The organism is Serratia sp. L9 (genome assembly GCF_050632285.1).
GTDB lineage: Bacteria > Pseudomonadota > Gammaproteobacteria > Enterobacterales > Enterobacteriaceae > Chania.
Genome location: NZ_CP192591.1, coordinates 4,813,823 through 4,839,229, shown reverse-complemented (window position 1 = coordinate 4,839,229; position 25,407 = coordinate 4,813,823). Strand labels below are relative to the sequence as shown.

At 51.3% G+C, this 25,407-nt stretch carries 26 protein-coding genes; 13 read left to right on the top strand and 13 right to left on the bottom strand.

Annotation, left to right across the window (positions count from 1 at the left end):
• Positions 1-197: 197 nt before the first annotated feature.
• A complete protein-coding gene (locus tag ACQ86O_RS22980; protein ID WP_431223007.1) occupies positions 198-1,178 on the bottom strand; it encodes a magnesium and cobalt transport protein CorA in 981 nt (326 codons plus the stop codon).
• Between the two features lie 11 nt (positions 1,179-1,189).
• Positions 1,190-1,609, bottom strand: a complete 420-nt coding sequence (locus ACQ86O_RS22975; protein ID WP_431223006.1) for a GNAT family N-acetyltransferase — start codon at positions 1,607-1,609, stop codon at positions 1,190-1,192.
• Positions 1,610-1,741: 132 nt separating this feature from the next.
• Between ACQ86O_RS22975 and ACQ86O_RS22970 the strand changes: the two genes are divergently transcribed.
• Positions 1,742-2,845: a PQQ-dependent sugar dehydrogenase gene (locus ACQ86O_RS22970; RefSeq protein WP_431223005.1), complete on the top strand. Its 1,104-nt coding sequence runs from the start codon at positions 1,742-1,744 to the stop codon at positions 2,843-2,845.
• Between the two features lie 14 nt (positions 2,846-2,859).
• Here the strand turns inward: ACQ86O_RS22970 and ACQ86O_RS22965 are convergent, their stop codons facing one another.
• Positions 2,860-3,480: a glutathione S-transferase family protein gene (locus tag ACQ86O_RS22965; protein ID WP_431223004.1), complete on the bottom strand. Its 621-nt coding sequence runs from the start codon at positions 3,478-3,480 to the stop codon at positions 2,860-2,862.
• 78 nt (positions 3,481-3,558) lie between these two features.
• Positions 3,559-4,215 carry an HAD family hydrolase gene (locus tag ACQ86O_RS22960; RefSeq protein ID WP_431223003.1) on the bottom strand — a complete coding sequence of 219 codons (657 nt, stop codon included), beginning with the start codon at positions 4,213-4,215 and terminating at the stop codon, positions 3,559-3,561.
• A gap of 409 nt (positions 4,216-4,624) precedes the next feature.
• Here ACQ86O_RS22960 and ACQ86O_RS22955 point away from each other — a divergent pair, with 409 nt between their 5' ends.
• Positions 4,625-5,830: a serine hydrolase gene (locus ACQ86O_RS22955; protein ID WP_431223002.1), complete on the top strand. Its 1,206-nt coding sequence runs from the start codon at positions 4,625-4,627 to the stop codon at positions 5,828-5,830.
• Positions 5,831-5,955: 125 nt separating this feature from the next.
• Here ACQ86O_RS22955 and ACQ86O_RS22950 read toward each other — a convergent pair whose 3' ends face one another.
• From ACQ86O_RS22950 to deoC, 4 genes are all read right to left on the bottom strand, one after another.
• A complete protein-coding gene (locus tag ACQ86O_RS22950; RefSeq protein WP_431223001.1) occupies positions 5,956-7,323 on the bottom strand; it encodes an L-serine ammonia-lyase in 1,368 nt (455 codons plus the stop codon).
• 134 nt (positions 7,324-7,457) lie between these two features.
• Complete coding sequence (locus tag ACQ86O_RS22945) at positions 7,458-8,756, bottom strand: HAAAP family serine/threonine permease (protein ID WP_431223000.1); 1,299 nt, start codon at positions 8,754-8,756, stop codon at positions 7,458-7,460.
• Positions 8,757-9,722: 966 nt separating this feature from the next.
• Positions 9,723-10,487 carry a DNA-binding transcriptional repressor DeoR gene (gene deoR, locus ACQ86O_RS22940; protein ID WP_431222999.1) on the bottom strand — a complete coding sequence of 255 codons (765 nt, stop codon included), beginning with the start codon at positions 10,485-10,487 and terminating at the stop codon, positions 9,723-9,725.
• A gap of 179 nt (positions 10,488-10,666) precedes the next feature.
• Positions 10,667-11,347: a deoxyribose-phosphate aldolase gene (gene deoC, locus ACQ86O_RS22935; RefSeq protein WP_431222998.1), complete on the bottom strand. Its 681-nt coding sequence runs from the start codon at positions 11,345-11,347 to the stop codon at positions 10,667-10,669.
• A gap of 226 nt (positions 11,348-11,573) precedes the next feature.
• Here deoC and ACQ86O_RS22930 point away from each other — a divergent pair, with 226 nt between their 5' ends.
• The gene (locus ACQ86O_RS22930; protein ID WP_431222997.1) at positions 11,574-12,401 is read left to right on the top strand and encodes a hypothetical protein; all 828 of its coding nucleotides are present in this window, start codon (positions 11,574-11,576) and stop codon (positions 12,399-12,401) included.
• 32 nt (positions 12,402-12,433) lie between these two features.
• Here ACQ86O_RS22930 and ybjG read toward each other — a convergent pair whose 3' ends face one another.
• Positions 12,434-13,039: an undecaprenyl-diphosphate phosphatase gene (gene ybjG / locus ACQ86O_RS22925; protein WP_431222996.1), complete on the bottom strand. Its 606-nt coding sequence runs from the start codon at positions 13,037-13,039 to the stop codon at positions 12,434-12,436.
• A gap of 6 nt (positions 13,040-13,045) precedes the next feature.
• On the bottom strand, positions 13,046-13,795 hold the full coding sequence (locus ACQ86O_RS22920; protein ID WP_431222995.1) for a phosphatase PAP2 family protein: 750 nt from the start codon (positions 13,793-13,795) through the stop codon (positions 13,046-13,048).
• Between the two features lie 157 nt (positions 13,796-13,952).
• Between ACQ86O_RS22920 and eco the strand changes: the two genes are divergently transcribed.
• Entirely contained in the window at positions 13,953-14,465 is a 513-nt protein-coding gene (gene eco, locus ACQ86O_RS22915; protein ID WP_431222994.1) for a serine protease inhibitor ecotin, read from the top strand.
• Between the two features lie 345 nt (positions 14,466-14,810).
• A complete protein-coding gene (locus tag ACQ86O_RS22910) occupies positions 14,811-14,987 on the top strand; it encodes an ogr/Delta-like zinc finger family protein (protein ID WP_431222993.1) in 177 nt (58 codons plus the stop codon).
• Positions 14,988-15,312: 325 nt separating this feature from the next.
• Here the strand turns inward: ACQ86O_RS22910 and ACQ86O_RS22905 are convergent, their stop codons facing one another.
• A complete protein-coding gene (locus ACQ86O_RS22905) occupies positions 15,313-17,001 on the bottom strand; it encodes an aspartate:alanine antiporter (protein WP_431222992.1) in 1,689 nt (562 codons plus the stop codon).
• Between the two features lie 331 nt (positions 17,002-17,332).
• Here ACQ86O_RS22905 and ACQ86O_RS22900 point away from each other — a divergent pair, with 331 nt between their 5' ends.
• Entirely contained in the window at positions 17,333-17,722 is a 390-nt protein-coding gene (locus ACQ86O_RS22900) for an inner membrane protein YbjM (RefSeq protein WP_431222991.1), read from the top strand.
• A 45-nt stretch (positions 17,723-17,767) separates the two neighbouring features.
• Here ACQ86O_RS22900 and ACQ86O_RS22895 read toward each other — a convergent pair whose 3' ends face one another.
• Positions 17,768-18,145, bottom strand: coding sequence for a YfeK family protein (locus ACQ86O_RS22895; RefSeq protein ID WP_431222990.1), 378 nt, complete (start codon positions 18,143-18,145; stop codon positions 17,768-17,770).
• Between the two features lie 182 nt (positions 18,146-18,327).
• A complete protein-coding gene (locus ACQ86O_RS22890; protein WP_025119331.1) occupies positions 18,328-18,591 on the bottom strand; it encodes a GrxA family glutaredoxin in 264 nt (87 codons plus the stop codon).
• A gap of 236 nt (positions 18,592-18,827) precedes the next feature.
• On the opposite strand from ACQ86O_RS22890, the gene ACQ86O_RS22885 reads away from it, so the two are divergent.
• From ACQ86O_RS22885 to potI, 7 genes are all read left to right on the top strand, one after another.
• Positions 18,828-19,127, top strand: a complete 300-nt coding sequence (locus tag ACQ86O_RS22885; RefSeq protein WP_431222989.1) for a YbjC family protein — start codon at positions 18,828-18,830, stop codon at positions 19,125-19,127.
• A 58-nt stretch (positions 19,128-19,185) separates the two neighbouring features.
• Positions 19,186-20,088: a 30S ribosomal protein S6--L-glutamate ligase gene (gene rimK / locus ACQ86O_RS22880; RefSeq protein WP_431222988.1), complete on the top strand. Its 903-nt coding sequence runs from the start codon at positions 19,186-19,188 to the stop codon at positions 20,086-20,088.
• A gap of 187 nt (positions 20,089-20,275) precedes the next feature.
• Entirely contained in the window at positions 20,276-20,755 is a 480-nt protein-coding gene (locus ACQ86O_RS22875; protein ID WP_431222987.1) for a YbjN domain-containing protein, read from the top strand.
• 397 nt (positions 20,756-21,152) lie between these two features.
• Positions 21,153-22,262 carry a spermidine/putrescine ABC transporter substrate-binding protein PotF gene (gene potF, locus ACQ86O_RS22870; RefSeq protein WP_431222986.1) on the top strand — a complete coding sequence of 370 codons (1,110 nt, stop codon included), beginning with the start codon at positions 21,153-21,155 and terminating at the stop codon, positions 22,260-22,262.
• A gap of 133 nt (positions 22,263-22,395) precedes the next feature.
• Positions 22,396-23,529 (top strand): putrescine ABC transporter ATP-binding subunit PotG, encoded by a 1,134-nt coding sequence (potG, locus tag ACQ86O_RS22865; protein ID WP_431222985.1) that lies wholly within the window; start codon positions 22,396-22,398, stop codon positions 23,527-23,529.
• A gap of 25 nt (positions 23,530-23,554) precedes the next feature.
• Positions 23,555-24,517, top strand: a complete 963-nt coding sequence (gene potH / locus ACQ86O_RS22860) for a putrescine ABC transporter permease PotH (protein WP_431222984.1) — start codon at positions 23,555-23,557, stop codon at positions 24,515-24,517.
• Positions 24,514-25,359 (top strand): putrescine ABC transporter permease PotI, encoded by an 846-nt coding sequence (gene potI / locus ACQ86O_RS22855; protein ID WP_431222983.1) that lies wholly within the window; start codon positions 24,514-24,516, stop codon positions 25,357-25,359. Before potH ends, potI begins: the two co-directional genes overlap by 4 nt.
• The last annotated feature ends 48 nt before the right edge of the window (positions 25,360-25,407 follow it).

The window sequence follows — 25,407 nt, the reverse complement described above, 5'->3', positions numbered from 1 at the left end:
CAGGAACCAGTGGATATCCACGATTTACTACTATCCTGTCCAGCCCTCGGGCGACCCGCTGTGCCGGGATATTCAGGCAGGCGTTGTTTACCCAAAGATAAAGGGAGCATATCAACAGACCGGATGCTGATTTATTGGGCTCTTTATGGTTTAACTGGCAATCCTTGCCCGTTATTACAGGGCTGGTTGATGGTGAGCTATAACCACCCGGAGCGCTTGAGTTTTTGGTAGAGGAAGAAGCACCCGGCAACCGTGACCCCCAGTGTGGCATGGTAGGCCCAAGGGAACTTCAGTTCTGGCATATCGGCAAAGTTCATCCCATACAAGCTGAAGATCACCGTCGGGATGGCTAATATTGCCCCCCAACCGGCCAGCCGCTTCACCACTTCGTTTTGCTTAACCGTAACCAGCGCCAAATTGACGTGCATGGCGTTGGTCAGCATTTCACGCATATCATCAAGGGTGCTGGCCACCTGCCGGGCGTGATCCTGCACGTCACGTACATAGGCGCGCAGTTCCTTGGGGATCACGTCTTCGTGCAGATGGATAAGCTGATTGCAGATCTCGTCCATCGGTAGCGCGGCATTGCGCAGGCCGAGCAGGTGACGGCGCAGGCTGTAGACGTTTTCAATGGCGGTTTCGTCAAATTCCGAACGGAACATGTTGGATTCGATGCCTTCGATCATCGTTTCGAATTTGCTAACAATATGGCGGTAATTATCGACGATAAAATCCAGCACCGCATACAGCGCAAAACCTGGCCCGTAGCACAATTGTTTAGGGTTTTCCTCTACCTTGGCACGGATTGGAGCATAGCTGGAAGAGGCGCCATGGCGCACGCTGATCAGAAAGTTTTTGCCAACAAAAAAGTGCGTTTCGCCGTATTCGACTTCTTCATTGACCCATTGCGCGGTTTTTACAACGATAAACAGCGAGTCACCATAGGTTTCTATTTTAGGCCGTTGGTGGGCGCACAACGCATCTTCGATTGCCAGATCGTGCAGGCCAAACTCCTCCTGGATCTTGCGCATAAAGGCATTTTCCGGCTGCCACAGTCCCAGCCATACAAAGGTATCCGGCTCTTTAACCACTTCACTGATATCATCAATCGTGACATCACTGAGCCGTTTACCAGCCCTGTATGCCACGCTGTTGACTACCATTGCTTGGGTTTCCATTGCGTTACCTGTCAGTCGGTGAGTATTTTAGTGAGGAAATAACGTTCATGCTCTAGCGGATAATTTTGCAGCGTCATCTGCAACTGATAACCCAGTTTTTCGTAAAATGGCCGCGCCTGGAAGCTGAAGGTATCAACCCGAGCGAAACGGCATCCAGAAGCAACAGCCTGTTGCTCTGCCGTTTTCATCAGCTTACTGCCAACCCCTTCACCACGCAGCGCCTCAGAAACCCATAACAGATCAATACTTAACCAGTTTCCTACGGTGCTACCGGTCAACCCGGCAATTTTATTGCCGCTATCATCCAAGGCAAATACACCAATATCTTTATTCAGGATCTCGCCAACGAATTTACGGTTGTTGGCCTTCAGGTGGTTGCGGATTTCTTCGGTATCTTCTGCCATTAGAGCATCTGTCACGGTGATTTTCATGGTTTCTCCTCAGTCCATCCACTAACTTAAGCACAGTAAAATAAAAATGCAACATATTGAAATTTCGATTAAAGCGCAGGTTCTTGACGCTACGCTAAACTTGGTATGCCTTTATTGATTTCAGGAGGAAACATGCTGCGTCATTTATTGATAGCGAGCTTGCTGCTGTCGAGTTGTGGCCTGTTACAGGCGGCAGTGACAGTAACAGAGCTGCAAGATAACCTTGATCACCCTTGGTCGTTGGCCATCTTGCCGGATGAACAAGGCATGCTGATCACTGAACGCCCTGGCCGTTTACGGTTCTGGCAGCAAACCCGTGGGCTTTCCGAACCGATAACGGGGGTGCCCAAGGTCTATGCTCAGGGGCAGGGAGGGCTACTGGATGTGGTGCTGGCGCCGGATTTTGCCACCAGCCGCCGAGTTTACCTGAGCTTTGCAGAGGCGGGGGATAAGGGGAAAGCCGGCACTGCCGTCGGTTTTGGGCGTTTGAGCCCAGACCATAAACGATTGGAGGATTTCCGCGTAATTTTCCGCCAGGAGCCTAAATTATCCACGGGCAATCATTTTGGTTCCAAGCTGGCCTTTGATGGCCAGGGCTATCTGTTTATTACCCTGGGTGAAAATAACCAACGGCCCACGGCGCAGGAGATGGATAAACTGCAAGGTAAAATAGTTCGTTTGACGCCAGAAGGTGAAGTGCCTGCCGATAATCCGTTTGTTGGCCAGCAGGACAAGCGGCCAGAGATCTGGTCATATGGGCATCGCAATCCGCAAGGGTTGGCGCTGAACCCCTGGAGTGGGGCGATATGGCAACACGAGCACGGCCCGCGCGGCGGTGATGAAATCAACCTCCCGCAGGCGGGCAAGAATTATGGCTGGCCAATAGCCACTTATGGGGTCAATTATTCTGGGTTAGCCATTCCTGAAGCTAAGGGGCAAATTGTGCCGGGGACGGAGCAGCCTCTGCATTATTGGAAAGTTTCGCCAGGGATCAGCGGCATGGCATTTTACGACGCCAAACGCTTCCCACAATGGCAGCACTCACTGTTTATTGGCGCCTTGGCTCAACGCGAATTGATTCGCCTGAGGTTGGAAGGTGACAAGGTGGTGGCAGAGGAACGCTTATTGGGCGATCGCAATGAGCGTATTCGTGACGTTCGCGTTGGGCCAGATGGTTACGTTTATCTGCTGACCGATGACAGTAATGGCAAGCTGTTGCGGGTGGGGCGCTCTTAGCGCCCCTTATGGCATCAGGTCAGTGGGATCATTATCGCTTTTTGGTAGGCGGGGCGTGCACAAAGCCGTTGATACCAGCGCTCCAGATGTGGGCGCGGTTGGCGCTTGATGGGCATTTCAAACCAGGCATAAATAAAACTGCCCAGCGGGATATCCCCGATACCAAACTCTTCCCCGGAGAGATAGGGTTGTTTTGCCAGGGTTTGTTCGACGATATTGAGGTGTTGTTCCATTTCGCCAATGGCAGTTTCGATCAGCGCCATGTCCCGTTGTTCTGGCGCGGTACGCACCATGCCCCAGAATATGTGACGGAAAGAGCCTGTAATGGTAGCGGTTTGCCAATCCATCCATTTTTCAGCCGCAGCGCGAGCCTGGAGATCCTGCTGATAAAAAGGTGATTGGCCAAATTTTGCTGCCAGATAACGGACGATGGTGTTGGATTCCCACAGCACAAAATCGCCGTCTTGCAACAGCGGCACCAGACCGTTGGGATTGAGTGAACGGAAAGGCTCTTCGTTAACTTTGCCGTAAGCGCCACCCGCATTGATATGGGTGAAATTCAGCCCCAGCTCGGCAGCACACCAAAGTGCTTTCTTTACGTTATTCGAGTTCTCACGGCCCCAAATAGTCAACATAAAACGCCCCTTCACAAGTTTGATAAAAGTCGCCTTAATACCTACGCTAGAAAATTCCCTTTGTCACCCACAATGACATCAGCGCTCCCAGCGGCACACTTCCCAGCCATGCAGTGCGGCCAAGGCGGTTAAATCGCGATCGGGGTTGATTACACTGGCACTGTCTACATATTCCAGCATCGCTTTATCGTTAATGGAATCGCTGTAGCCGTGGCTGTAAGCGAATTTCAGTTCCGGGTGTTGTTGCAGCCATTGGCGCAAGCGTATTACTTTGCCCTGTTGATAGGTCATGGTGCCGTAAGTGTTGCCGGTAAAACGGCCATCGGCCACTTCGACGCCAATAGCCAGGGCGTCATCAGCTCCCAATAGTTGTGCGATGGGGGCAACCAGGTGCTCACCTGTGGCGGAAATCACCACAATGCAGTCACCCCGTTCACGGTGCCATAACATTCGTTCGCGTGCCGCTGGGTAAACCCGTGGCAGAATATCCCGGCGAATATACCGCTCTACCCAACCGGCCACTGTTTGCGTGCTTAACCCAGCCAGCGGCGCCAACGTTGCCCGCATGTAATCCTCCATCGACAAGGTTCCCTGGTAATAAGATTGCATCAACACCTGCTCCTGCTGTTCCAGGTCTGCGGGAACAAAGCCTTCGGCCACCAGCCAGCGGATCCACAGGCTGGCACTGTCATCATCAATCAGCGTTTCATCCAGATCGAACAGGGCTAAGTCCATCAATTTTTCTCCGGCAAGGAACGAAATGGGGTAAATACCCTAGCTGTGGTCGCAGATGATAAGAAACTTTGATGACATTGCTGAGACGGTTTGTTGACGGTTTGCATGCTAAAACTGGCGGGGTAAGACAAAATGACAGTGAACGGCATGATTTCTGAACAATACCTGCGTAATTACGTACAGTTATGTAAAAGTGCAGAAAAATCAGGCCAAACCCTGCAAAAAGAAGAGCAATCTAATAAACTCACAACGAGGGCATTTTTGGTGCTGCGCTGACCCAAATGGGAGCTGCAAAGTATTTCGCGGTTGGCAGTGCTGTTCCGGCCTCTCTCGCTGGTTGGCTGAAAACGTGAACATGTTTGAAAGTTAACACTATTTCAATGGGTTGAATGGACACTCTGGCGACGTCATGATGAATAAAAACTTTTCTACCTCTTTTCGTAAACTGACCCTCGGTGTAGGCGTCATGTTATTGGTTGTTCCTGCTGTGCAGGCAGCTGAAGCCCCGGCCGCACCACAAATTGATGCCAAAGCCTACGTGTTGATGGACTACAACAGCGGCAAGATCCTGACGCAAGGCAATGAAGATACGCGCCTGGATCCCGCCAGCCTGACAAAAATCATGTCCAGCTATGTGATCGGCCAGGCGATGAAAGCCGGCAAAATCAAGCCGGACGATCTGGTTACCGTAGGCAAAGATGCCTGGGCGACCGGCAACCCGGTGCTACGCGGTTCGTCGTTGATGTTTATCAAACCGGGTGACCAGGTGCCGGTATCTGAATTGAACAAAGGCATCGTTATTCAATCAGGCAATGATGCCAGCATTGCGTTGGCGGATTTCGTGGCGGGTAGCCAGGACTCGTTTGTTGGGTTGATGAATAACTATGCCAGCTCCCTCGGCCTGCAAAATACTCATTTCCTGACCGTACATGGGCTGGATGCTGAAGGGCAATACAGCACTGCGCGCGATATGGCATTGCTGAGCCAGGCGCTCATCCGCGACGTACCGGAAGAATATGCCCTGCATAAAGAGAAAGAGTTCACCTTCAACAAAATCCGCCAGATAAATCGTAACCGCTTGCTGTGGAGCACCAACCTGAACGTGGATGGTATCAAGACCGGTTACACCAGCGGTGCCGGGCATAACCTGGTGGCTTCGGCAACCGATGGCCCAATGCGCCTGATTTCGGTAGTGCTGGGGGCGCCAAGCGATCGTGTTCGTTTCAGCGAAAGCGAGAAGTTGCTGACCTGGGGGTTCCGTTTCTTTGAAACCGCCACGCCGATCAAGGCCGACAAAGCGTTTGTCACGCAGAAAGTTTGGTTTGGGGATGTAAGTGAAGTGCCACTCGGCGTCGCCAAAGATGCCGCTATCACCATTCCTAAAGGGCAGATGAAGAACCTGAAAGCCAGCTATAAGCTTAATCAACCGACGCTGGAAGCCCCATTGGCGAAAAATCAGGTGGTCGGCACCATCGATTATCAGTTGGAGGGCAAAACCATCGAACAACACCCGCTGGTGGTGATGCAGGAAGTGAAAGAAGGGAACTTCTTCAGCCGCATATGGGATTTTGTCATGATGAAGCTGAGCCAGTGGTTTGGCGGTATCTTCGGCTGATCCCCGCTTGATAAGGGGCCGGCAATGCGCCCCTCATGTCTTGCCTCGCCACCGATTGACCCGTACCTGAATATCACTCCGTGGCCGCGCCCTCTCCCTGAGGAGAGGGGGCATGAGGGCAAGGATCAGTTACAGGCCACAACCTTGATGGCTAAACCGCCCTGCGAAGTTTCACGGTATTTTGCATTCATGTCTTTACCGGTTTCGTACATGGTTTCGATCACCTTATCCAGGCATACGCGTGGCTCGCTGGTGCGGCACAGCGCCATACGTGCGGCATTCACTGCCTTCACGGCGGAAATCGCGTTACGTTCGATGCAAGGTACCTGAACCTGCCCGGCCAGCGGATCGCAGGTCAGCCCCAGGTGGTGCTCCATGGCGATTTCTGCGGCGATACAAACCTGCGCCGGGCTCCCGCCCATCAGCTCTGCCAATCCGGCAGCGGCCATTGAGCAGGCTACGCCAACCTCGCCCTGGCAGCCGACTTCAGCGCCAGAAATTGAGGCGTTCATCTTGTACAGCGTGCCAATTACCCCGGAAGTCAGGAAAAAGCGGCTGTAGGAGTTGGTATTCACCGGGCGGATAAACTGATCGTAATACGCCAGTACTGCCGGAATGATACCGCAGGCACCGTTGGTAGGGGCCGTTACCACGCGGCCGCCAGCAGCATTCTCTTCGTTAACCGCAAACGCGAACATGTTGATCCAGTCCACCACGTTCATCGGGTCGATGTTGTTCTTGTCGCCGGTCACCAGAATACGTCGCAGGGCAGCGGCACGGCGCTGGACCTTCATCGGTCCTGGCAGCAGGCCCTCGGTATTCATGCCGCGCTCGATCCCGGTGCGCATCACCTGCCAGACGTCGGCAAAATGTGCTTCGATTTCCGCTTTGCTGCGCAGCGCCAGCTCGTTTTGCATCACCAGGCCAGAAAGCGAAAGCCCGGTTTCCTTGCAGTGTAGCTGCAGGTCTTGTGCGCTGCGGTAAGGGTAGGGAACTTGCACGCTATTGCTGGCCGGGAGGCCAAAATGTTCCTCATCAACGATAAAGCCGCCGCCGATGGAGTAATAAGTTTTGCTATGCAGCAACTGGTCTTCTGCATAGGCGCTGATACGCATGGCGTTTTCATGCAGTGGCAGATTGCTGTTATGGAAATTCATGCCGCCTTGTTGCGGGAAATCCACTTCATGTTCGCCTTTAGCCAGCAGCAGGCGGCCGCGTTGTTCTACATCACGGATAAAACCGGCAATGCTGTCGATATCCACATCATGGGGCAGATTACCTGCCAGGCCCATAATGATTGCAATATCAGTGTGGTGCCCTTTGCCAGTCAGAGACAGTGAACCATAGACGTCAACGGCCACGCGGGTGGTGGCATAAAGTTGCCCGGCAGCAATCAAATCGTCGATAAACTGTTTACCAGCTTTCATCGGGCCGACGGTATGGGAACTGGATGGGCCGATGCCAATTTTGAAAATATCGAAAACGCTGACCATTGTCTCGCTTCCTTCTTCGGGTTAACTCCCCTTTACCTGTTGTTGCTCGGGGGGATGCAGGTGGCGCATTGAGAATGCAGGTAACAGGGGGCGGTTCGAGATAGCCGGTGCCTGATGGCACCGGCTGAGCGTAATTAGCCGAACAGGGTGTAGAGGATTGCAGACATGGCAACCAACCCCATTACCACCACAAATACGTTGCTGATGTGGCCGCTGTACTTGCGCATGGCAGGCACTTTACGGATGGCATACATCGGCATCAGGAACAGCAGCATGGCGATGATTGGGCCACCGAGGTTTTCGATCATCCCCAGAATGCTTGGGTTCAACGTTGCCACGATCCAGGTCGTCACCAGCATGAAGATCGCTGTGATACGGTTCAGTTTGCTGGTGCTTACGGTCTTGCCACGGCTCTTCATTGATTTGGCAATCATACCGTTAAAGCCTTCACGGGCACCCAGGTAGTGGCCCAGGAACGATTTGGTGATGGCGATAAAGGCGATAACCGGTGCGATGTACTCGATCATCGGGTTTTTAAAGTGGTTGGCCAGGTAAGACAGAATGGAGATGTTCTGTGCTTTGGCTTCTGCCAGGTTTTCTGGGGACAGGCTCAACACGCAGCTGAAAACGAAGAACATGACGGTCAGCACCATCATGATGTGTGCATAAGCCAGGATGCGTGAACATTTTTTCTCAGCGTCTACGCCGTACTCTTCGCGTTTTGCTACGGCAAAGGCGGAGATGATGGGTGAGTGGTTGAAGGAGAACACCATAACCGGGATCGCCAGCCACAGGGTGACTACCAGGCCGTGGCCCAGACCGGTGCCAGAACTGGCCAGAGAAACGTTTTCGAAAATCGCACCGCTCCAGTTAGGGATCAGGTACAACGCCAGCAACATCAGAACGCCGACAAACGGGAATACCAGAATGCTCATGGTCTTCACGATGGCCTGCTCGCCGAAGCGCACAATGGTCATCAGGCCGACGATCAGGATCAGTGACAAAATGGCGCGCGGTGGCGAAGTCATGCCCAACTGATGGGTAATGAAGCTGTCGACGGTATTGGTGATCGCAACGCTATAAACCAACAGGATCGGGTAGATGGCGAAGAAGTAGAGCAGGGTAATCAGCTTACCTGCGCTGATACCAAAGTGCTCTTCTACTACTTCGGTGATGTTCTCACCCGGGTTTTTACCAGACAATACAAAGCGGCACAGGCCACGGTGGGCAAAGAAGGTCATCGGGAAGGCGATAATCGCCATGATGATCAATGGGATCAAACCGCCGATACCGGCGTTGATTGGCAGGAACAGAACACCTGCGCCGATGGCAGTGCCATAAAGGCCCAACATCCACATGGTGTCGGATTTACGCCAGGTGCTGCTGGAACTTGAGGCCGCAGAGGCAATCGTGCCGGTCTGAGTAGTGTCCATAAATATCTCCGAGGTGAACACGTTAAATTAAAATTAAAGACAAATCTTAAGGTTAAAAACCGCAGGCGAAATAATAGTGATGACGCCAGCGGTTAAAATCAGATGTTACTTGCGGGGATAAATGACGCCCCCTGGTTGTTTAATAAGCTAATTACTTTCGACATCTTTGCCGGGTAATCTGCTAAAAGACTTTCCACTATTAATTAGCTCGAAGTCGTTACTTCTGTCGGAAGATCGTCGCCTACCGATTTTTGTTGGCGGCAAGATAACGATTTACAGCAGAAACAACCGTGATCATGCTCCCAAATGCGCAATGCGTGCGGCAATTTGCTGTTTTATTGCTTTTTCATGCATATGTTGCAGGATTGTGAGAGATTTCATGCTGTAAGCGCTCTCATCAATTCCCTACTGTTTATCCGGCATGCTCGATGTTTAGCCAGATAAAAGCCTGCTTTTTACCTTGGGGCGAGCAATATATTTTATGTGTTGTTATTGATCTAGCAAAAAAGCCGCGACTCACTATTTTAGTGACTTAGATCACGTTTCAATTTTAACGCATATTTTTTATTTATTTGTTTTTTAATGATTTTTTAGGATTTAAAGATAATCACAGAAGGGGATTATCTGTTCAGAAATGGGACGTGAATTCCTGTTTATTCATCATATAAATATCATGTAATAGCGGTTATTTTGCGCAAGTCATGTTGCGATGAAAAGTAAAAATAAGAATAAGAAGAGAGGGAGTTATGCCTATATGGCAGCAAGGCTGGAGTATTTTTATGCAATTAAACCCTGCGTGAAATAATAACGGTGGCAAGTTGTTGCAATCCATTAACCTGTAATTATTGTTCACTAGGAATTTTATGGATTTGATTGCGCATTATTTGCACAAAAATAGGTTGGTTGATTTAGGTTGGGTTGATTAAAGAAAACCGTACCGCCGACCGAAGCCAGCGGTGGGGGAGGTCAAAACCGCAGGCTGATCGCGTGCTTTTCGAAGAAGTCGACGAAATCCGGTTCGGGTTGACTATCGGTGATCACCCGATCGAACAACGTTAGCGGCCCGATGCAGGCTGGCCTGGTTTGGCCAAATTTGCTGTGGTCAGCCACCAGGATTTTTTGCTGCGCCTTGGCCAATACCTTGTGTTTCATCTCAAGCTCATCAAAGTTGAAGCAGGTCGCACCATGTTGCAGGTTGATACCTGCCGCAGAGATAAAGGCAACGTTAGGGCAGATATGGTCCAGTTCATTATGCTGGCCGACGGAGGCAAAAATGTAGTTATTCGGCCTGAATTCACCACTGCACAGAATTACCTTGCAGTTGGGTTTATCCTGTAACGCCAGGAAGGTATTAAGCGAATGGCACACGGCGGTAAAGGGCAGTTCATCGGCGATGGCGTCGATAATCGCCGGGGTTGTGGTGCCGCAGTCAAAGAACACCGTGTCATTTTCGTTGACCAGCGGAGCCGCCAGCATGCCAATACGGCGTTTTTCTGTCACCTGTTTGGCTTTCTGATCGGAGACAAAGTAATTGGTTACCCCGTTGATGCGCGGGTCAGCCACCACATAACCCCCCAGCAATACGACCGCGGCGGGTTCAGCGCTGAGATCGCGGCGGATGGTCATTTCCGAGACGCCTAGCAGCACGGCAGCTTCCTTCAAGTGGATCTTGTCAGAGCGTTTTAATGCTTGAACCAGCCGGTTGATACGTTCGTCGCGCCTTGTTTCCATCAGTTATTCCCACAGGTATAGAGGCCAAAAGTCGCTTATCTTACTATTCGACGCAACAATGCGGGATAGCACTTGCTCAGTCCAGGCTGAGGGTGCTACCCCGCATTGAATATGTCTTTACCCGTCGTCTTTCAGGCTGCAGGCAACCATGCTGCAACTAAACTGGTAACGCGAGTAAATCAGTAGCTGCCTGCAGCGGCGTTATCGCCAGAAACAATTGCCACGCCAGAACTGGTGCCAATGCGTGTTGCACCCGCAACGATCATTGCCTGAGCAGTGGCACGATCGCGCACTGCGCCAGAGGCCTTGACGCCCATCTCGCTGCCCACAGTGGCACGCATCAGTTTGACGTGCTCTTCACGAGCACCGCCAGTGCTGAAACCGGTAGAGGTTTTAACGAAGGCGACATCGAGTTCACTACACATTTCACAGATCTGAACGATTTGTGCATCGCTCAGCAGGCAAGTTTCTAATATTACCTTCAACGGGATAGCGGCGCAAACCTCGCGCACGGCGGCGATATCGGCTTTCACCTCTTCCAGACGGCCGCTATTCAGCCAGCCAACGTTGATAACCATATCAATTTCCTGGGCACCAGCAGCAATAGCCGCTTTGGCTTCGAAAGCTTTAGCTACGGTCAAACCAGCACCCAATGGGAAACCGATTACCGAGCATACTTTAACATCGCTTTCCTGTAACAGGTGGGCAGCTAAAGGCACATACCCGGAGTTCACACAAACGGCATAAAAATTATGCTGCTGAGCTTCTTTACACAATTTGGTGATTTGGCTTTCAGTCGCGTCCATAGCCAGCAGGGTATGGTCGATATAGTGGGCATAATCAATCTGTTCGGTAGTCATGGTGATTCCTCTAGGATGGTTACAACGTATCAGGATGTGAATAATGTTATTATCCTAACATCGAGAAATGGCAATTGATAGCTGTCGTTACGCTATTTTTTGTTATGCGCGAGAGATTAATTGGTTTAATGAGTCACATTGTCTACTTGTAAATGTTATTTAAATAACATAGCGTATTCTTGCCTTATCCGTTCACAGTGAGAGACTGCTTTCCTGAGGAGAAAAGATGAAAAACATGGTTAATCTGAGCCCTGGATTGTTCGGGAAACAACCTAAAGAAGTGTATTGCGACGCTGATTTTACCGTCACCGCATTTATGTTTCCTGGCGATATTGCCGCACTGGCGTTGCAAAACAATCGTGGGATATTAACTTTGCTACCCTACCAGGATTTGATGGTGTGGGATGCGGCTTTTGACGGCCATTCGCTCAAATCCAAAGATAGCTGTGTGAAACCGCGCCGCGACGACAACAGTGGCTGTTTTGCTTTCCATGAAGGTTTGCCCGAAAATTATGGTCCGATCGCCGATGTTTGGTTGGAAGTCGAGGCAGAAATGCTAACGGTGCGTGCCAGCAGTGCCGATAGCGCAACCCGTGGCTGCCGTACTCAACCCGCTGTTCAATTGTCAGCTAACAGCGCGCAGTTCAGTATCGAGATGGTGATCAGCAATCTGGCCGATACGGCTCAGCCATTGAGTTATATGTGTCACATGAATTATGCCTGCGATCCAGATGCGGTTTTCCGGCAAAACCTGCCAGGATGTGCGCTTAATATCCGTAATAATCCGCTGCCGGTGATTTGTTCTGACGATCTTTCTTTATATGTCGATCAGGCCGAATTCTTTATGCTGGCACCTCGTGGCAGAAAGTATGTAACCCGTTTTTCCACCGGGCAATTCAACTATGCGGTTTTACGGCGCCCAAATACCAGCCCGCAGGCTGCGGCGTTTATTCAGCCTGCCAGTTGCAGCCCAGATAGTGCGGCTAAACAAATGTCGGCGGTGCTCAACGCTGGGGAGATGCGGGAGTTCCGGGTGACGACTGGGGTATTGTAGTGGGCGGGGGCACTGGCCCCCTGCCGGCAGGGTTACTCTTTCACCCATCCTTTGCGGATAGGAAAAGCAAATAAGAAGTGATACAGGCGTGTCAGTTTGTTGGCGATGGCTTCACCGTACAGGTTCCACACCAACTGAGAAAACAGACAGCCTACGCAACCAACCAGGAAACCGCCGACCATATCCAGAGGCCAATGCACTCCAAGAAAGACGCGTGACCAGGCAATGGCGACGGCGATAGTCATTAACACCACGCCGGACCATGCGCGGTGCCAGAATAAGAAAGCCAACGCAAAAGTGAAGATGGCCGTGCCGTGATCGCTAGGGAAGGAACTGTCTGGCGCATGTGCCAGGAAGGTGTAACCGATACCGGCTACAAATGGGCGCTCATGAGGCAACAACATACCGATAGCGGCGGCGGCACTCATGGCAAATAACAGAGCAATTGTTGTTTTTGCTACCACTTCTCGCTGTGATCCTAACTGATTATGCGGCCCCCACAGCCATAAACCGATTATCAGCAACGGTATTATAGCGATCAGATCCCGGGCGATAAAAGTCGCGAAATCGATCAGCCATTCCGGGCTGGCCGGGGAGGCATTAAGCCAGGCGAAAAGAAGATAGTTCAATTGCTCCATTAAGTCTTACCTCATCTTGCGGCGGAAAAAGCCGCTAATCCACCAATAAACAGCCAACTGGCTGAACCAGACCCACCACCCAGCCCACAGGTTATGGGAGAGAAAATGTGCGCCGCGCATAATCTGACCAAACCCCATCAGCATGCCAAGCGTGATACCAGCCAGCCAGCACCAGTAAGCCAGGCGCGGGCGTTGCGGATAAAACAGAAAAAATAGCGCCATCAGGGCAAAACCACTGGAGGCATGGCCACCTGGGAAGCAACGGCCAGGCCCAGGAAACGCCGGTGTGGCACCAAACAGTGGGAATGACATTGCCTTGCCACCGTACTCCAGCAAATCCCATGGGCAGGAATGGGCGCTGGTGGCTTTCAGAATCCCGACAACCAGCGGCCCGATACCGATCAGCAACATAGCGACGATAAGCCGAGCATTCCGACGGTAAATCCCCCAGATAAGTGCCAGAACTGCGCCAGTGATAACGGAAATCTTCAGTAGGCGATGGTTGATCAGATCCAGCCAGTAATTGTTCTGCCAAGGGAAACTGTGGCTTGCAGCGTCATACCAATAGTTACTGATTGCCCAATCCAACTGCTCGTTGCGTGAAAGCCAGATAAACAGCAATCCTGTCACTATCAAGCCGAAAACTTGCCAACGGTAAAAGGAAGCCGATAAGGAGTAAAGGGCATCAGTCTTAATTTGTGTTGCTGTTGAAGATTGATTTAATGAGGATTCTGGCGGGTTCACACGGCGGCCCATAGGTAATGATGGATCGGGTTACTGTAATCAAGCAGTCTTAAGAAAACCTTAATGGCTTGCACCATGCCAGGGAGATATCCAGATTTAACCTATAATTTGCAGGTATAAACTATGCTAACGTATCAATGTATTACGCCATGAATTGTAAGGATAAAAAATGAACAAGCTTTCTTTCGTGTTTACCAGCCTGTTAATGGCTGCGTCTGCCAGTGCCATTGCAGCAACGACAGCCGGAAACGACGACCTTAATCTACAGCCTTTGGAAAAGGTGGCGCCATTCCCTCAAGCAGAGAAGGGGATGAGCCGTCAGGTTATTTATTTGCCAAAGCAGGAACATGAAGAGAACTTTAAGGTTGAATTGCTGATTGGCAAAACGCTGGAAGTGGATTGTAACCGCCACATGATGGGGGGCACGCTAGAGAGCAAAACGCTGGCCGGTTGGGGCTATGACTATTTTGTTCTGGCCAAACTTTCTGCACCGGCATCTACCATGATGGCCTGCCCGGATAACACCAGGCGCCAGGAGTTTGTTGCTGCCCATCTGGGAGATGCCGCTATGCAGCGTTATAACAGCCGCCTGCCGATTGTGGTTTATGTGCCAAAAGATGTTGAGGTGCGTTATCGCATATGGTCAGCCAGCGAAACCACCGGGCGCGCGGTCGCTAAATAATCACGGTGAATTCTATCGTTCTGCCAGCCATTTTTGGCTGGCAGATGTAGCAAAGGCAATAACGCGACTAACGTTGGTTTCTCTTTTTTATCAATGCATTACCACTTTAATATCGAAATTATAAAGTAAGAGTCATGGCTACATTCTCGATTAATAATTAATTTTCACTGAGTAACATAAATATATTTTTTAACCTGTTTTCTCGCTTGCCTTCAAATCGATTTACCAGGAGTTATAAACTTAAATCGAGGGTTTAATAATGAAAGAACTGGATGTCTCCGTTTTGGATTTGATCTCTGGCGATAATGGCGGTGCAGGTAAAAATGATGGGCGGCGTGGGGAGAGATGCGCCAGAGAGCCTTGACTATTCTGTTCCACAGAACCTTTCTACACCAAGCCAAGCTTCACAGTCGTTATCTGAGTGAGGGCATCAGAGAAGGTTATCACCCGTGCCAAAACATTAACTGCAGTTGTACTTCTGTGACTTTTGAATCTATCCAACGCCAAATAGTGGCACCGTGAAAAATCGATATCGTGCCACCACACCCACCGAGGGGAGATCAAGGCGCATTGTGGATCTGACCAGATACCTGCGAAAGTCGATTTTGGGTAACCAGTGTGTGGCGAGAGGGCTTGCAACCGACTGTTTTTAAATTATTTAAAATTCAGGCAACAAAAAACCCGCTAATCTTGAACCTAAAAAGGCGGGACTAACGGGCTCCACAAAATGGGGACATCAAAGAAAAGCAGTGGCACTAACTCAGACTATGGCCCGATCGAAAAGTTCTGTCTGGCGAAAGAAAAATCAAAAATATTTTGCCCCAGAATCATTTCTGTTGTTAACCAGTTACCCCATTATTCCGGGCCATATCACCACGATGAGTGAACCAGCCAAGGTTAACAATACGTTAGCGATAGCGTAGGTACCTGCGTATCCCAAAGCAGGGATATTACTGCGTGCAGTGTCGCTGATGATTTCCATCGCGGGAGCGCAGGTACGAGCCCCCATAATGGCACCGAACAGCAAAGCACGGTTCATGCGCAGAATGTAGGCACCGAACAGGAAACAGATGACCACCGGAACCAGGCTGACAATCAAACCTGCTATCAGCATCTGGCCACCTACCGCACCAAGGCTGTGACCTATACCGGCACCTGCGCTCAAACCAACGCCAGCCATAAACACCATCAGGCCGAACTCTTTCACCATATTCAGCGCACCCTGAGGGATGTAACCGAAGGTTGGGTGGTTGGCTCGCATAAAGCCCAACATGATGCCCGACATCAACAACCCGGCAGCGTTACCGATACCGAACGAGAAGTTGCTGAACTGAATAGTTATCTGGCCAATCAACAGGCCGATAATAAAGAAGGCGCAGAAGGCCAGCAGGTCGGTGACCTGGCTGTGGATAGAGATAAAGCCGATCTTCTCTGCCACGCTTTTAACACGCCGTGCATCGCCGCTAACCTGCAGGACATCGCCTTTATTCAGCACGATACTGTCATCAATCGGCATTTCAATCTGGCTGCGGATCACGCGGTTCAGGAAACAGCCGTGATCGGTCAGCTTTAACTGGCTCAGGCGTTTACCTACGGCATTGCTGTTTTTGACCACGATCTCCTCGGTGACGATACGCATATCCAGCAGGTCGCGATCGAACACCTCTTTACCATTGCGGAAGCTGGGATCCAGGCGCGCATGGGCATCGGGGTAGCCGACCAATGAGATCTCATCCCCGACCTGCAATACGGCGTCGCCATCGGGGTTGGCGAGAATGCCATTACGGCGAATACGTTCAATGTAACAGCCGGTCTGGCGGTAAATGCCAAGTTCACGCAGATTCTTACCGTCTGCCCAGGCCACCAACTCCTGGCCAACACGGTAGGCACGGATCACCGGCAGATAGACTTTGCGCTGGCTATCGGTATCCAGGCCACGCTCGCGGGCGATTTGTTGGGCGGAGGTTGACAGATCCTGATGCTGTAACTTTGGCAGGTAACGAGCACCAAAAATCAGGCTGACCAGGCCAATCAGGTAAGTGAGGGCATAACCCAGGCTCAGATGATCTTGTGCGGCAAGCAGCGCCGGGCCATTAGTGATGGTATTGCGTAGCGTATCGCCAGCCCCGACCAATACCGGCGTGGAGGTCATCGAACCGGCGAGCATACCGGCGGTCAGGCCGATATCCCAATGGAATAATTTGCCCAGGCCGAGGGCGAGCACCATTGCAGAGCCGACCATCACCAACGCCAGCATGAAATAGTTTTTGCCGTCGCGGAAAAATATCGAGAAAAAGTTGGGGCCGGCCTCAACGCCAACGCAGAAAATAAACAGCATGAAACCGAGGTTCAACGCTTCGGTATTTATGGCGAAATGCTGCTGGCCAAGCAAGAGTGAGACCACTAAAACGCCAATGGAATTACCGAGTTGAACGGAGCCCAGACGGACTTTGCCGAGGCAGAGCCCCAGAGCGAGTACTACAAACAGTAACAGGATGTAGTTACCATTTAACAAACTTGCGACGTTTATGTTCACGGAGGATAACTTATTGTTTACCAGTAAGTGCTTGAAATAGAATACTATAAGATATAAATTTAACCACAGAATATATGGATAAACACCTTTAAGACGGCTAACCAGCGGAAGGCAATTCAGACCATTGATCAGCGGCGCTTATTCTAGTCGCTATGGCGCGCGACAGCCAGCATAAAGCTGATTCTGTGCGCTGCCTGATCCATTTAACCCTCTTTTTAACCACGGAAAAAATTCAGTCGGCTTCACCGGTTTGGTGTTGCGTCACAATGTCTGTGATAAGGCTGGTTTCTACGGTGTAGTGAGTAGTCACATCGCTAAATGGGAGAGGTGTATGGCAAGCTATCGGTATTGGGTGGGGATCTTAAGCTGTTTCCTGCTCTTTAGCCTGGTTTTTCTCGGCCAGAAGATCGGCGCCGTCAACGGGGCTGAACCTGAGCATCACGGTGAAACCGGTCTGCTGTTATTTGTCATTCCTGGCTTTATCGCCAGCTATTTATCGAGCAAAAAACGCATTTTGTGCCCATTACTTGGCGCGTTGTATGCGGTACCCCTCTGTTTGCTCATCCGTCACTTCTGGCTTACCCCCGGATATTCTCTCTGGCAAGAGCTGGCTTATGCCGTCAGCGCCGTATTCTGGTGCGTATTTGGCGCGATGCTGTACTTGTTTATCCGGATGGTTTTGCATGCGTTGCAGCATCTTTATCAGCGGGAAAGGCAATAATCAGCAGTATAAAAGGCGCTTTAGCGCCTTTTATACTGGCAGGGATCATTGCACCGCAGGCAGCGTCTTATCTGTCTCTTTAATTAACTGATTTAGATAAATCTTGGCGGAGACATCGGGTTGCCCGGCAATTTTTACATAGTAAGGCTTGCCAGAAATAGAGGAGACCGAGGCCACTTTATCAATGAATTGTTCAGCCGTATTCAGGCGTTTACGGGTATTGCCCAACTTTAATTTCAGGTGTTCGACGGCTTCAGCGCTGGTGTGGTCATCGCCATTGCGCACAAAGATTAAGCCCTGTTTTTGGCCCAGCGCATTGAGCATGGCTGCAATTCTGGCCTCTTCGTGTGCATTCAGTTTGGCGAAGGCGGGTAGGGTGATAAGCAGGCCCAACAGCAGCCCCATCATTTTCCTTAACAACATATCCTGTCCTTGTAGTGGATTTCTATTCTGTGACAGTGGAGCAAAGAGAAAGTTGCGGGGCTGGGCGCTGTTTAACTGCGCCCACAACGCAGAAAACGGTGGTCAACGTCGATAGCCCAAAAAAACTAACCCCGCAAAAATGCAGGGTTAGTCATCTACCTGATGCCGTTTTCAGTAAGGGATTACTGGAACAGGTTCAGATTTTCTTTGGCATATGCTTCAAAATCGGTACAACCGCCAATGTGGTCCTGATCGATAAAGATCTGCGGTACGGTTTCTACCGGCTTACCAACGGTTTTTTCCAAATCGGCTTTAGTGATGCCTTCTGCGTGAATATCGACATAACGGAAGTTGAAATCGTCACGCTCTTCAGTCAATTTCTCAGCCAGTTCTTTAGCACGGACACAGTAAGGACAGCCCGGACGCCCGAAGATTACAGCAAACATGTAACACTCCTAGTCTGTTATTTATAATTAACCGCTATTGTAACGACATTCCTTCCGTCATAAAAAGACTTCAGTAATACAATCACTCACGTTGAGGCGGCTACTATGCCCGTTGCCGGAGGTAAAAAAAGCAGGATCTACCTGTTAGTCTGATTCACAGAACCGATTAATCAACGAGGGCTGTTGCTGCGATGGTGAATTTACTACACTGGGCATAACGAGTCTGGAGAAAAAATATGCGTTCATTCGGTGACTTACCGCGCACGGTTCTGGTGCTTGAAGGGCTGGGCATGGTGCTGTTGGTACTTTCTTATCTGAGTATCCACGATTTCGTGAGTTTGCCCGGTATGCTGGGGTCACAGCAGGCGGCGGTCGGGATGATTTTTCTTGGTGTAGCGCTGATGGTGCCTGCAGCCGCGTTTTTGGTCTGGCGGGTGGTGCAAGGGTTCAGCCCGCTGCTGCGCAGTGCTCCGTCACCGAAAAATGATCGAAAAGCTCAGTCGCCAGACGATAAACAGGACCAGGACCCGCATTAAGTATAACTATGGGCTAATGCCTGCCATCACAGGTGATAAACGCCTTCAGGGGTGATGAATGAAGATTGCCATTCTTTCGCGGGACGGTTCATTGTACTCATGCAAAAGACTGCGGGAGGCCGCAGAACAGCGTGGGCACCACATTGATATTATCGATCCACTATCTTGCTATATGAATATCAACCCGGCGGCTCCCACTATCCATTACCGGGGTCGCCAGCTGGAACGTTATGATGCGGTGATCCCGCGTATTGGCTCCGCGATCACCTTCTATGGCACGGCGGTATTGCGCCAGTTTGAGTTACTGGGCAGTTATCCACTGAATGAGTCCGTGACCATCACCCGTGCGCGCGACAAGCTGCGTTCGCTGCAATTGCTGGCGCGGCAGGGCATCGATCTGCCCATAACCGGCTTTGCTCATTCACCGGATGATACTGGCGATTTGATTGAACTGGTGGGGGGCGCGCCGCTGGTAGTGAAGCTGGTGGAGGGAACGCAGGGGATTGGCGTGGTGCTGGCAGAAACCCGCCAGGCGGCGGAAAGCGTGATTGATGCGTTTCGTGGCCTGAATGCGCATATTTTAGTGCAGGAATATATCCGTGAGGCCAAAGGTAGCGACATCCGTTGCCTGGTCATTGGCGGGCGGGTGGTTGCCGCTATTGAACGGCAGGCAAAGCCCGGTGAATTTCGTTCGAACCTGCATCGTGGCGGCAAAGCTCGTAAGGTGCATATCACCGGCAAGGAACGGGCCACGGCAATCAAGGCCGCCACTACGCTGGGGCTGGACGTGGCTGGCGTCGATATTTTACGCGCCGAACGTGGCCCGCTGGTGATGGAAGTGAACGCTTCTCCGGGGTTGGAAGGCATAGAAACCACCACCGGTCTGGACATTGCCGGGATGATGATTGAATACATCGAACAGCGAGGGCGGCCTGGCTTTCGTCTGAAATCGGGGGGATAGGCCAGGTGGCAGCGGGAACGCTCTGGTACCGCTGCCGTTATAGGTTTGCACCCATCCAGCCATGCAATATATTGTGTTAAAAGTTATCGCTTTAGTGAATTTAGCGGCTTTGATCGTGGCATATCAATTGAATATTCCGTAAGCTATGCGCCTTTTCACGTTTTAAACCCTGTGAGGCTGGTAATTTATGGATTCACTCATCGTCCCCGATTTGGCGTTATTACGACGTTGGCTGGATCAATTGGGGGTTTCATTCTTTGAATGTGATTCTTGCCAGGCGTTACACCTGCCACATATGCAAAACTTTGACGGCGTATTCGATGCCAAGATCGACCTGGTTGATAACGTGATCCTGTTTTCTGCGCTGGCTGAAGTCAAGCCGACGGCATTGATCCCGCTGGTCACCGATCTGAGCCAAATCAACGCCAGTTCGCTGACCATCAAGGCGTTTGTTGATATCCAGGATGATAACCTGCCCAAGTTGATTGTTTGCCAGGCGCTGAGCATTGCCGTGGGCGTGGCTTATGAGCAGTTTGCCCACTTTATGCAGCAAGGAGAGGAGCAGATTTCGATGGTGATCCTGGAAGCCAGAGCGAACGATCTGCTGTTTATGGGGGATGAAGAAGAGAACCTCGCTACGGCAGCTCGTCAACCGATGTTGCACTGATCCCCGCTGTACATTATGTATGCCGCAGCTCAGGCGGCATACGCTCCTGATTTTCTTCCGCAATTAGATATTCTGCGTTTTACCCTTAACAGCCAGATATTGTTCGCCATTTAAGGCGTTATTGGCGTATCACATAAAGATCAACTGCATAAAAAATCGATAAAAGGCGTTTTTTACCCTGGAGGGTAGCACACCCCGGCAACACCGGTTATGCTGCTGATTCTGCTAACAGCTCGCGTTCCTGTTTGTGGCCGCGCGGGTTGGGTAGCCAAGAAAAGTGCATGCAATCAACTGCATAGCTATTCAGCCACGATCGCAACGATTGTGTTCCGCGAGTCAAAGGTTTTGTATCAGTTCGGGATACAAATTTACCCCTTGTTTTTGGAGGAAGTTACGGATGGTCACCCAACGTAAAAAGTGGTTATCGGGTGTGGTTGCCGGTGTGCTGATGGCTGCAAGTGTTACTGCGTCAGCCGCGGACAATACGCTGCACATCTACAATTGGTCCGATTATATTGCGCCGGATACCCTTGCCAAATTCCAGAAAGAAACCGGCATTAAAGTGGTGTATGACGTCTTTGACTCCAATGAAGTATTGGAAGGCAAATTGATGGCGGGCAGCACCGGTTATGATTTGGTGGTTCCTTCATCCAACTTCCTTGAGCGCCAGTCCAAAGCCGGTATTTTTGAGCCGTTGGACAAGAGCAAGATACCTAATTACAAAAACCTTGACCCTGAAATGCTGCAACTGGTTGCGCACAATGACAAGGACAATAAGTACGGTATTCCTTACATGATGGTAACGACTGGCATCGGCTATAACGTCGACAAGGTCAAGGCGGTATTGGGCAAAGATGCGCCGGTTAACAGCTGGGATCTGATCCTCAAGCCGGAAAACCTCGAGAAGCTGAAAAGCTGTGGTGTTTCTTTCCTGGATGCGCCAAGCGAAGTGTATGCCACCGTGCTCCACTATCTGGGCAAGGATCCTAACAGCACCAACGCAGAAGATTACACCGGTGCAGCCAATGAATTGCTGATGAAGCTACGCCCGAATATCCGTTATTTCCACTCTTCCCAGTATATCAACGACCTGGCTAACGGTGATATCTGTGTAGCCATCGGTTGGTCTGGCGATGTGATGCAGGCCGCCAGCCGAGCCAAGGAAGCGAAAAACGGCGTGAACGTGGCGTATTCGATTCCAAAAGAAGGGGCGCTGGCTTACTTTGATATGTTTGCCATGCCTGCGGATGCGAAAAACAAAGACGCTGCTTACCAGTTCCTGAACTTCCTGCTGAAGCCGGAAATCATTGCGGATATCAGCAATCACGTCTTCTATGCCAATGCGGTGAAGGATTCTACGCCGTTGGTGAATGCCGAAGTGCGTGATAACCCGAACGTGTATCCACCGGCCGATATACGAGCCAAGCTGTTTACGCTCAATGTGCAAACGCCGAAACTTGATCGTGTTATTACCCGTTCGTGGACTAAAGTTAAAAGCGGGAAGTGATGCACCGGGCCTGCTTTGCTGAGCCCGATTTTAGCGTTATAGACCAGCAGGCGGGTTTCCCGCCTGCGTTGCCATTTAGGGCCATGGCAATTGCTGTGGTTTTTTGTATTGTTTTAGCCGGAGAGCACCCCGATTGAACGACGCCATCCCACGTCCTCAAGCCAAATCGCAGAAGGTTTTCACCCCTCTGCTGGAAATCCGTAACCTCACCAAAACCTTTGACGGCCAAAACGCAGTAGAAGACGTCAGCCTGACTATCTATAAGGGCGAAATCTTTGCGCTGCTGGGGCCTTCTGGTTGTGGCAAGTCTACGTTGTTGCGCATGCTGGCCGGTTTTGAACAGCCGACAGAAGGGAAGATTGTCCTGGATGGGCAGGATATGTCCCATGTGCCACCTTACCAACGCCCGGTAAACATGATGTTTCAGTCCTACGCCCTGTTCCCCCATATGACGGTGGAACAGAACATTGCGTTTGGCCTCAAGCAGGACAAAATGCCGCGTGATGAAATAAGCCATCGTGTTGCCGAAATGCTGGCGCTGGTGCATATGCAGGAGTTCGCCAAACGCAAACCACACCAGCTTTCCGGTGGGCAGCGCCAGCGGGTGGCATTGGCGCGCAGCCTGGCCAAACGGCCAAAGCTGCTGTTGCTGGATGAACCGATGGGGGCGCTGGACAAAAAGCTGCGCGATCGCATGCAACTGGAAGTGGTGGACATCCTGGAACGTGTGGGAGCGACCTGTGTGATGGTCACTCACGATCAGGAAGAAGCGATGACCATGGCGGGCCGTATCGCCATTATGAACCGTGGCAAATTCGTGCAAATCGGTGAGCCGGAAGAGATCTACGAGCACCCGAACAGCCGTTTCAGTGCCGAATTTATCGGTTCAGTCAACGTGTTCGACTGTGTGCTGCAAGAGCGGCGGGACGATGCCCTGATCCTGCAAAGCCCAGGCCTGCGTCATGCCCTCAAGGTGGATCCTGACTCTTCGGTGGTGGACGGTGTGCCTATTCAAGTGGCGCTGCGGCCGGAAAAAATCATGCTGTGTGAAGAGGTGCCGGAGGATGGCTGCAACTTTGCGGTGGGCGAAGTGGTTAACATCGCCTACCTCGGCGACCTGTCGATTTACCATGTCAAGTTGCTCAGTGGGCAGATGATCAGTGCGCAATTGCAGAACGGCCACCGTTTCCGTAAAGGGATGCCGACCTGGGGTGATGAAGTTCGCCTGTGTTGGGAAACCGACAGTTGTGTGGTCTTGACGGTGTAGTTGAGAAAGTGAGGAGTAACCCTAGATGACATTGCTTTCTGAACGTTCGCCACAGCCCCCAGCAAGAATTCCGGGCCCGTTCAAGGCGTTTATCCAGCGTTTTCAGATGGCCCATGGCCGCAAGCTGGTGATCGCACTGCCTTTCCTGTGGCTGTTGCTGTTGTTTATGCTGCCGTTCCTGATCGTTTTCAAGATCAGCCTGGCGGAACTGGCGATGGCGGTGCCACCTTATACCGACTTAATGAGTTGGGCAGAGGGCAAGCTTGATATCGCCCTCAACTTTGCCAACTATCTGCAACTGGCTGACGATCCGCTGTACATCGATGCCTACCTGCAATCTTTGCAGATTGCGGCGGTTTCTACCTTGTGCTGCCTGGTGATTGGCTACCCGTTGGCTTGGGCGGTGGCGCACAGCAAACCTTCAACCCGCAACATTCTGCTGCTGTTGGTGATCTTGCCGTCCTGGACCTCATTCCTGATCCGTGTTTATGCCTGGATGGGCATACTGAAGAATAACGGGGTGTTGAACAATTTCCTGATGTGGCTGGGCGTTATCGATCAACCGCTGGTGATCTTGCATACCAACCTGGCGGTGTACATCGGTATCGTTTATTCCTATCTGCCGTTTATGGTGTTGCCGATTTATACCGCTTTGACACGCCTTGATTACACCCTGGTAGAAGCATCATTGGATCTGGGCGCCAAACCGCTGAAAACCTTTTTCAGCGTGATCATGCCGTTGACCCGTGGCGGTATTATTGCCGGTTCGATGCTGGTGTTTATCCCGGCAGTAGGGGAGTTTGTGATACCGGAACTGCTTGGCGGGCCAGACAGCATCATGATTGGCCGCGTGCTGTGGCAGGAATTCTTCAATAACCGTGACTGGCCGGTGGCCTCTGCGGTTGCCACCGTCATGCTGCTGCTGCTGATCGTACCGATTATCTGGTTCCACAAACACCAGAACAAGGAAATGGGAGGCCAGGGATGAATACCTTGCCGGTAGTGCGCTCACCGTGGCGTATCGCAATTTTGGTGGTTGGTTTCACCTTCCTTTATGCACCTATGCTGATGCTGGTGATCTACTCGTTTAACAGCTCCAAACTGGTGACGGTCTGGGCGGGGTGGTCAATTCGCTGGTATATCGAATTATTCAACGATTCGGCCATGATCAGCGCGGTAGGGTTGAGTTTGACCATTGCGGCAGCCTCTGCCACGGCGGCAGTGATCCTCGGTACTATTGCGGCGGTGGTGATGGTGCGTTTTGGCCGATTCCGGGGTTCAACCGGCTTTGCCTTTATGCTGACAGCCCCCCTGGTCATGCCGGATGTCATCACCGGCCTGTCGCTATTGCTGCTGTTTGTGGCAATGGGGCATGCCTTCGGTTGGCCATCAGAACGCGGGATGTTCACCATCTGGCTGGCCCACGTCACCTTCTGTACCGCTTATGTGTCGGTAGTGATCAGTTCACGTCTGCGTGAACTGGATCGCTCTATTGAAGAGGCGGCTATGGATTTGGGGGCAGCGCCACTGAAAGTGTTTTTCGTGATCACCTTACCGATGATTGCCCCTGCACTGATCTCCGGCTGGATGCTGGCGTTTACCCTGTCGCTGGACGATCTGGTGATTGCCAGCTTTGTCGCCGGGCCTGGGGCAACCACGCTGCCGATGTTGGTGTTTTCCAGCGTCCGTATGGGGGTTAATCCAGAGATTAACGCCTTGGCAACCCTGATCCTGCTGGTGGTGGGGGTGATTGGCTTTATTGCCTGGTGGTTTATGGCTCGTGCAGAAAAACAGCGCGCGCGTGAGCTGCAAAGGGCTGCCCGTGGTTGATTGCATATTTTTGCGATGAAGATTATGCAAAGAGGAAGCTGATATTAA

What these genes read in the sequence shown, in the direction of transcription:
- ACQ86O_RS22875 (WP_431222987.1), top strand. Translation starts at nt 20,276, where the DNA reads ATGGATTCACTCATCGTCCCCGATTTGGCGTTATTACGACGTTGGCTG.
- deoR (WP_431222999.1), bottom strand. Translation starts at nt 10,487, where the DNA reads ATGGAAACAAGGCGCGACGAACGTATCAACCGGCTGGTTCAAGCATTA.
- potI (WP_431222983.1), top strand. Translation starts at nt 24,514, where the DNA reads ATGAATACCTTGCCGGTAGTGCGCTCACCGTGGCGTATCGCAATTTTG.
- ACQ86O_RS22930 (WP_431222997.1), top strand. Translation starts at nt 11,574, where the DNA reads ATGAAAAACATGGTTAATCTGAGCCCTGGATTGTTCGGGAAACAACCT.
- ACQ86O_RS22955 (WP_431223002.1), top strand. Translation starts at nt 4,625, where the DNA reads ATGATGAATAAAAACTTTTCTACCTCTTTTCGTAAACTGACCCTCGGT.
- ACQ86O_RS22950 (WP_431223001.1), bottom strand. Translation starts at nt 7,323, where the DNA reads ATGGTCAGCGTTTTCGATATTTTCAAAATTGGCATCGGCCCATCCAGT.
- ACQ86O_RS22900 (WP_431222991.1), top strand. Translation starts at nt 17,333, where the DNA reads ATGGCAAGCTATCGGTATTGGGTGGGGATCTTAAGCTGTTTCCTGCTC.
- potH (WP_431222984.1), top strand. Translation starts at nt 23,555, where the DNA reads ATGACATTGCTTTCTGAACGTTCGCCACAGCCCCCAGCAAGAATTCCG.
- ACQ86O_RS22920 (WP_431222995.1), bottom strand. Translation starts at nt 13,795, where the DNA reads ATGGGCCGCCGTGTGAACCCGCCAGAATCCTCATTAAATCAATCTTCA.
- ACQ86O_RS22910 (WP_431222993.1), top strand. Translation starts at nt 14,811, where the DNA reads ATGCGCCAGAGAGCCTTGACTATTCTGTTCCACAGAACCTTTCTACAC.
- rimK (WP_431222988.1), top strand. Translation starts at nt 19,186, where the DNA reads ATGAAGATTGCCATTCTTTCGCGGGACGGTTCATTGTACTCATGCAAA.
- ACQ86O_RS22895 (WP_431222990.1), bottom strand. Translation starts at nt 18,145, where the DNA reads ATGTTGTTAAGGAAAATGATGGGGCTGCTGTTGGGCCTGCTTATCACC.
- ACQ86O_RS22970 (WP_431223005.1), top strand. Translation starts at nt 1,742, where the DNA reads ATGCTGCGTCATTTATTGATAGCGAGCTTGCTGCTGTCGAGTTGTGGC.
- ACQ86O_RS22960 (WP_431223003.1), bottom strand. Translation starts at nt 4,215, where the DNA reads ATGGACTTAGCCCTGTTCGATCTGGATGAAACGCTGATTGATGATGAC.
- deoC (WP_431222998.1), bottom strand. Translation starts at nt 11,347, where the DNA reads ATGACTACCGAACAGATTGATTATGCCCACTATATCGACCATACCCTG.
- potF (WP_431222986.1), top strand. Translation starts at nt 21,153, where the DNA reads ATGGTCACCCAACGTAAAAAGTGGTTATCGGGTGTGGTTGCCGGTGTG.
- ACQ86O_RS22945 (WP_431223000.1), bottom strand. Translation starts at nt 8,756, where the DNA reads ATGGACACTACTCAGACCGGCACGATTGCCTCTGCGGCCTCAAGTTCC.
- eco (WP_431222994.1), top strand. Translation starts at nt 13,953, where the DNA reads ATGAACAAGCTTTCTTTCGTGTTTACCAGCCTGTTAATGGCTGCGTCT.
- ybjG (WP_431222996.1), bottom strand. Translation starts at nt 13,039, where the DNA reads ATGGAGCAATTGAACTATCTTCTTTTCGCCTGGCTTAATGCCTCCCCG.
- ACQ86O_RS22980 (WP_431223007.1), bottom strand. Translation starts at nt 1,178, where the DNA reads ATGGAAACCCAAGCAATGGTAGTCAACAGCGTGGCATACAGGGCTGGT.
- ACQ86O_RS22885 (WP_431222989.1), top strand. Translation starts at nt 18,828, where the DNA reads ATGCGTTCATTCGGTGACTTACCGCGCACGGTTCTGGTGCTTGAAGGG.
- ACQ86O_RS22975 (WP_431223006.1), bottom strand. Translation starts at nt 1,609, where the DNA reads ATGAAAATCACCGTGACAGATGCTCTAATGGCAGAAGATACCGAAGAA.
- ACQ86O_RS22965 (WP_431223004.1), bottom strand. Translation starts at nt 3,480, where the DNA reads ATGTTGACTATTTGGGGCCGTGAGAACTCGAATAACGTAAAGAAAGCA.
- ACQ86O_RS22890 (WP_025119331.1), bottom strand. Translation starts at nt 18,591, where the DNA reads ATGTTTGCTGTAATCTTCGGGCGTCCGGGCTGTCCTTACTGTGTCCGT.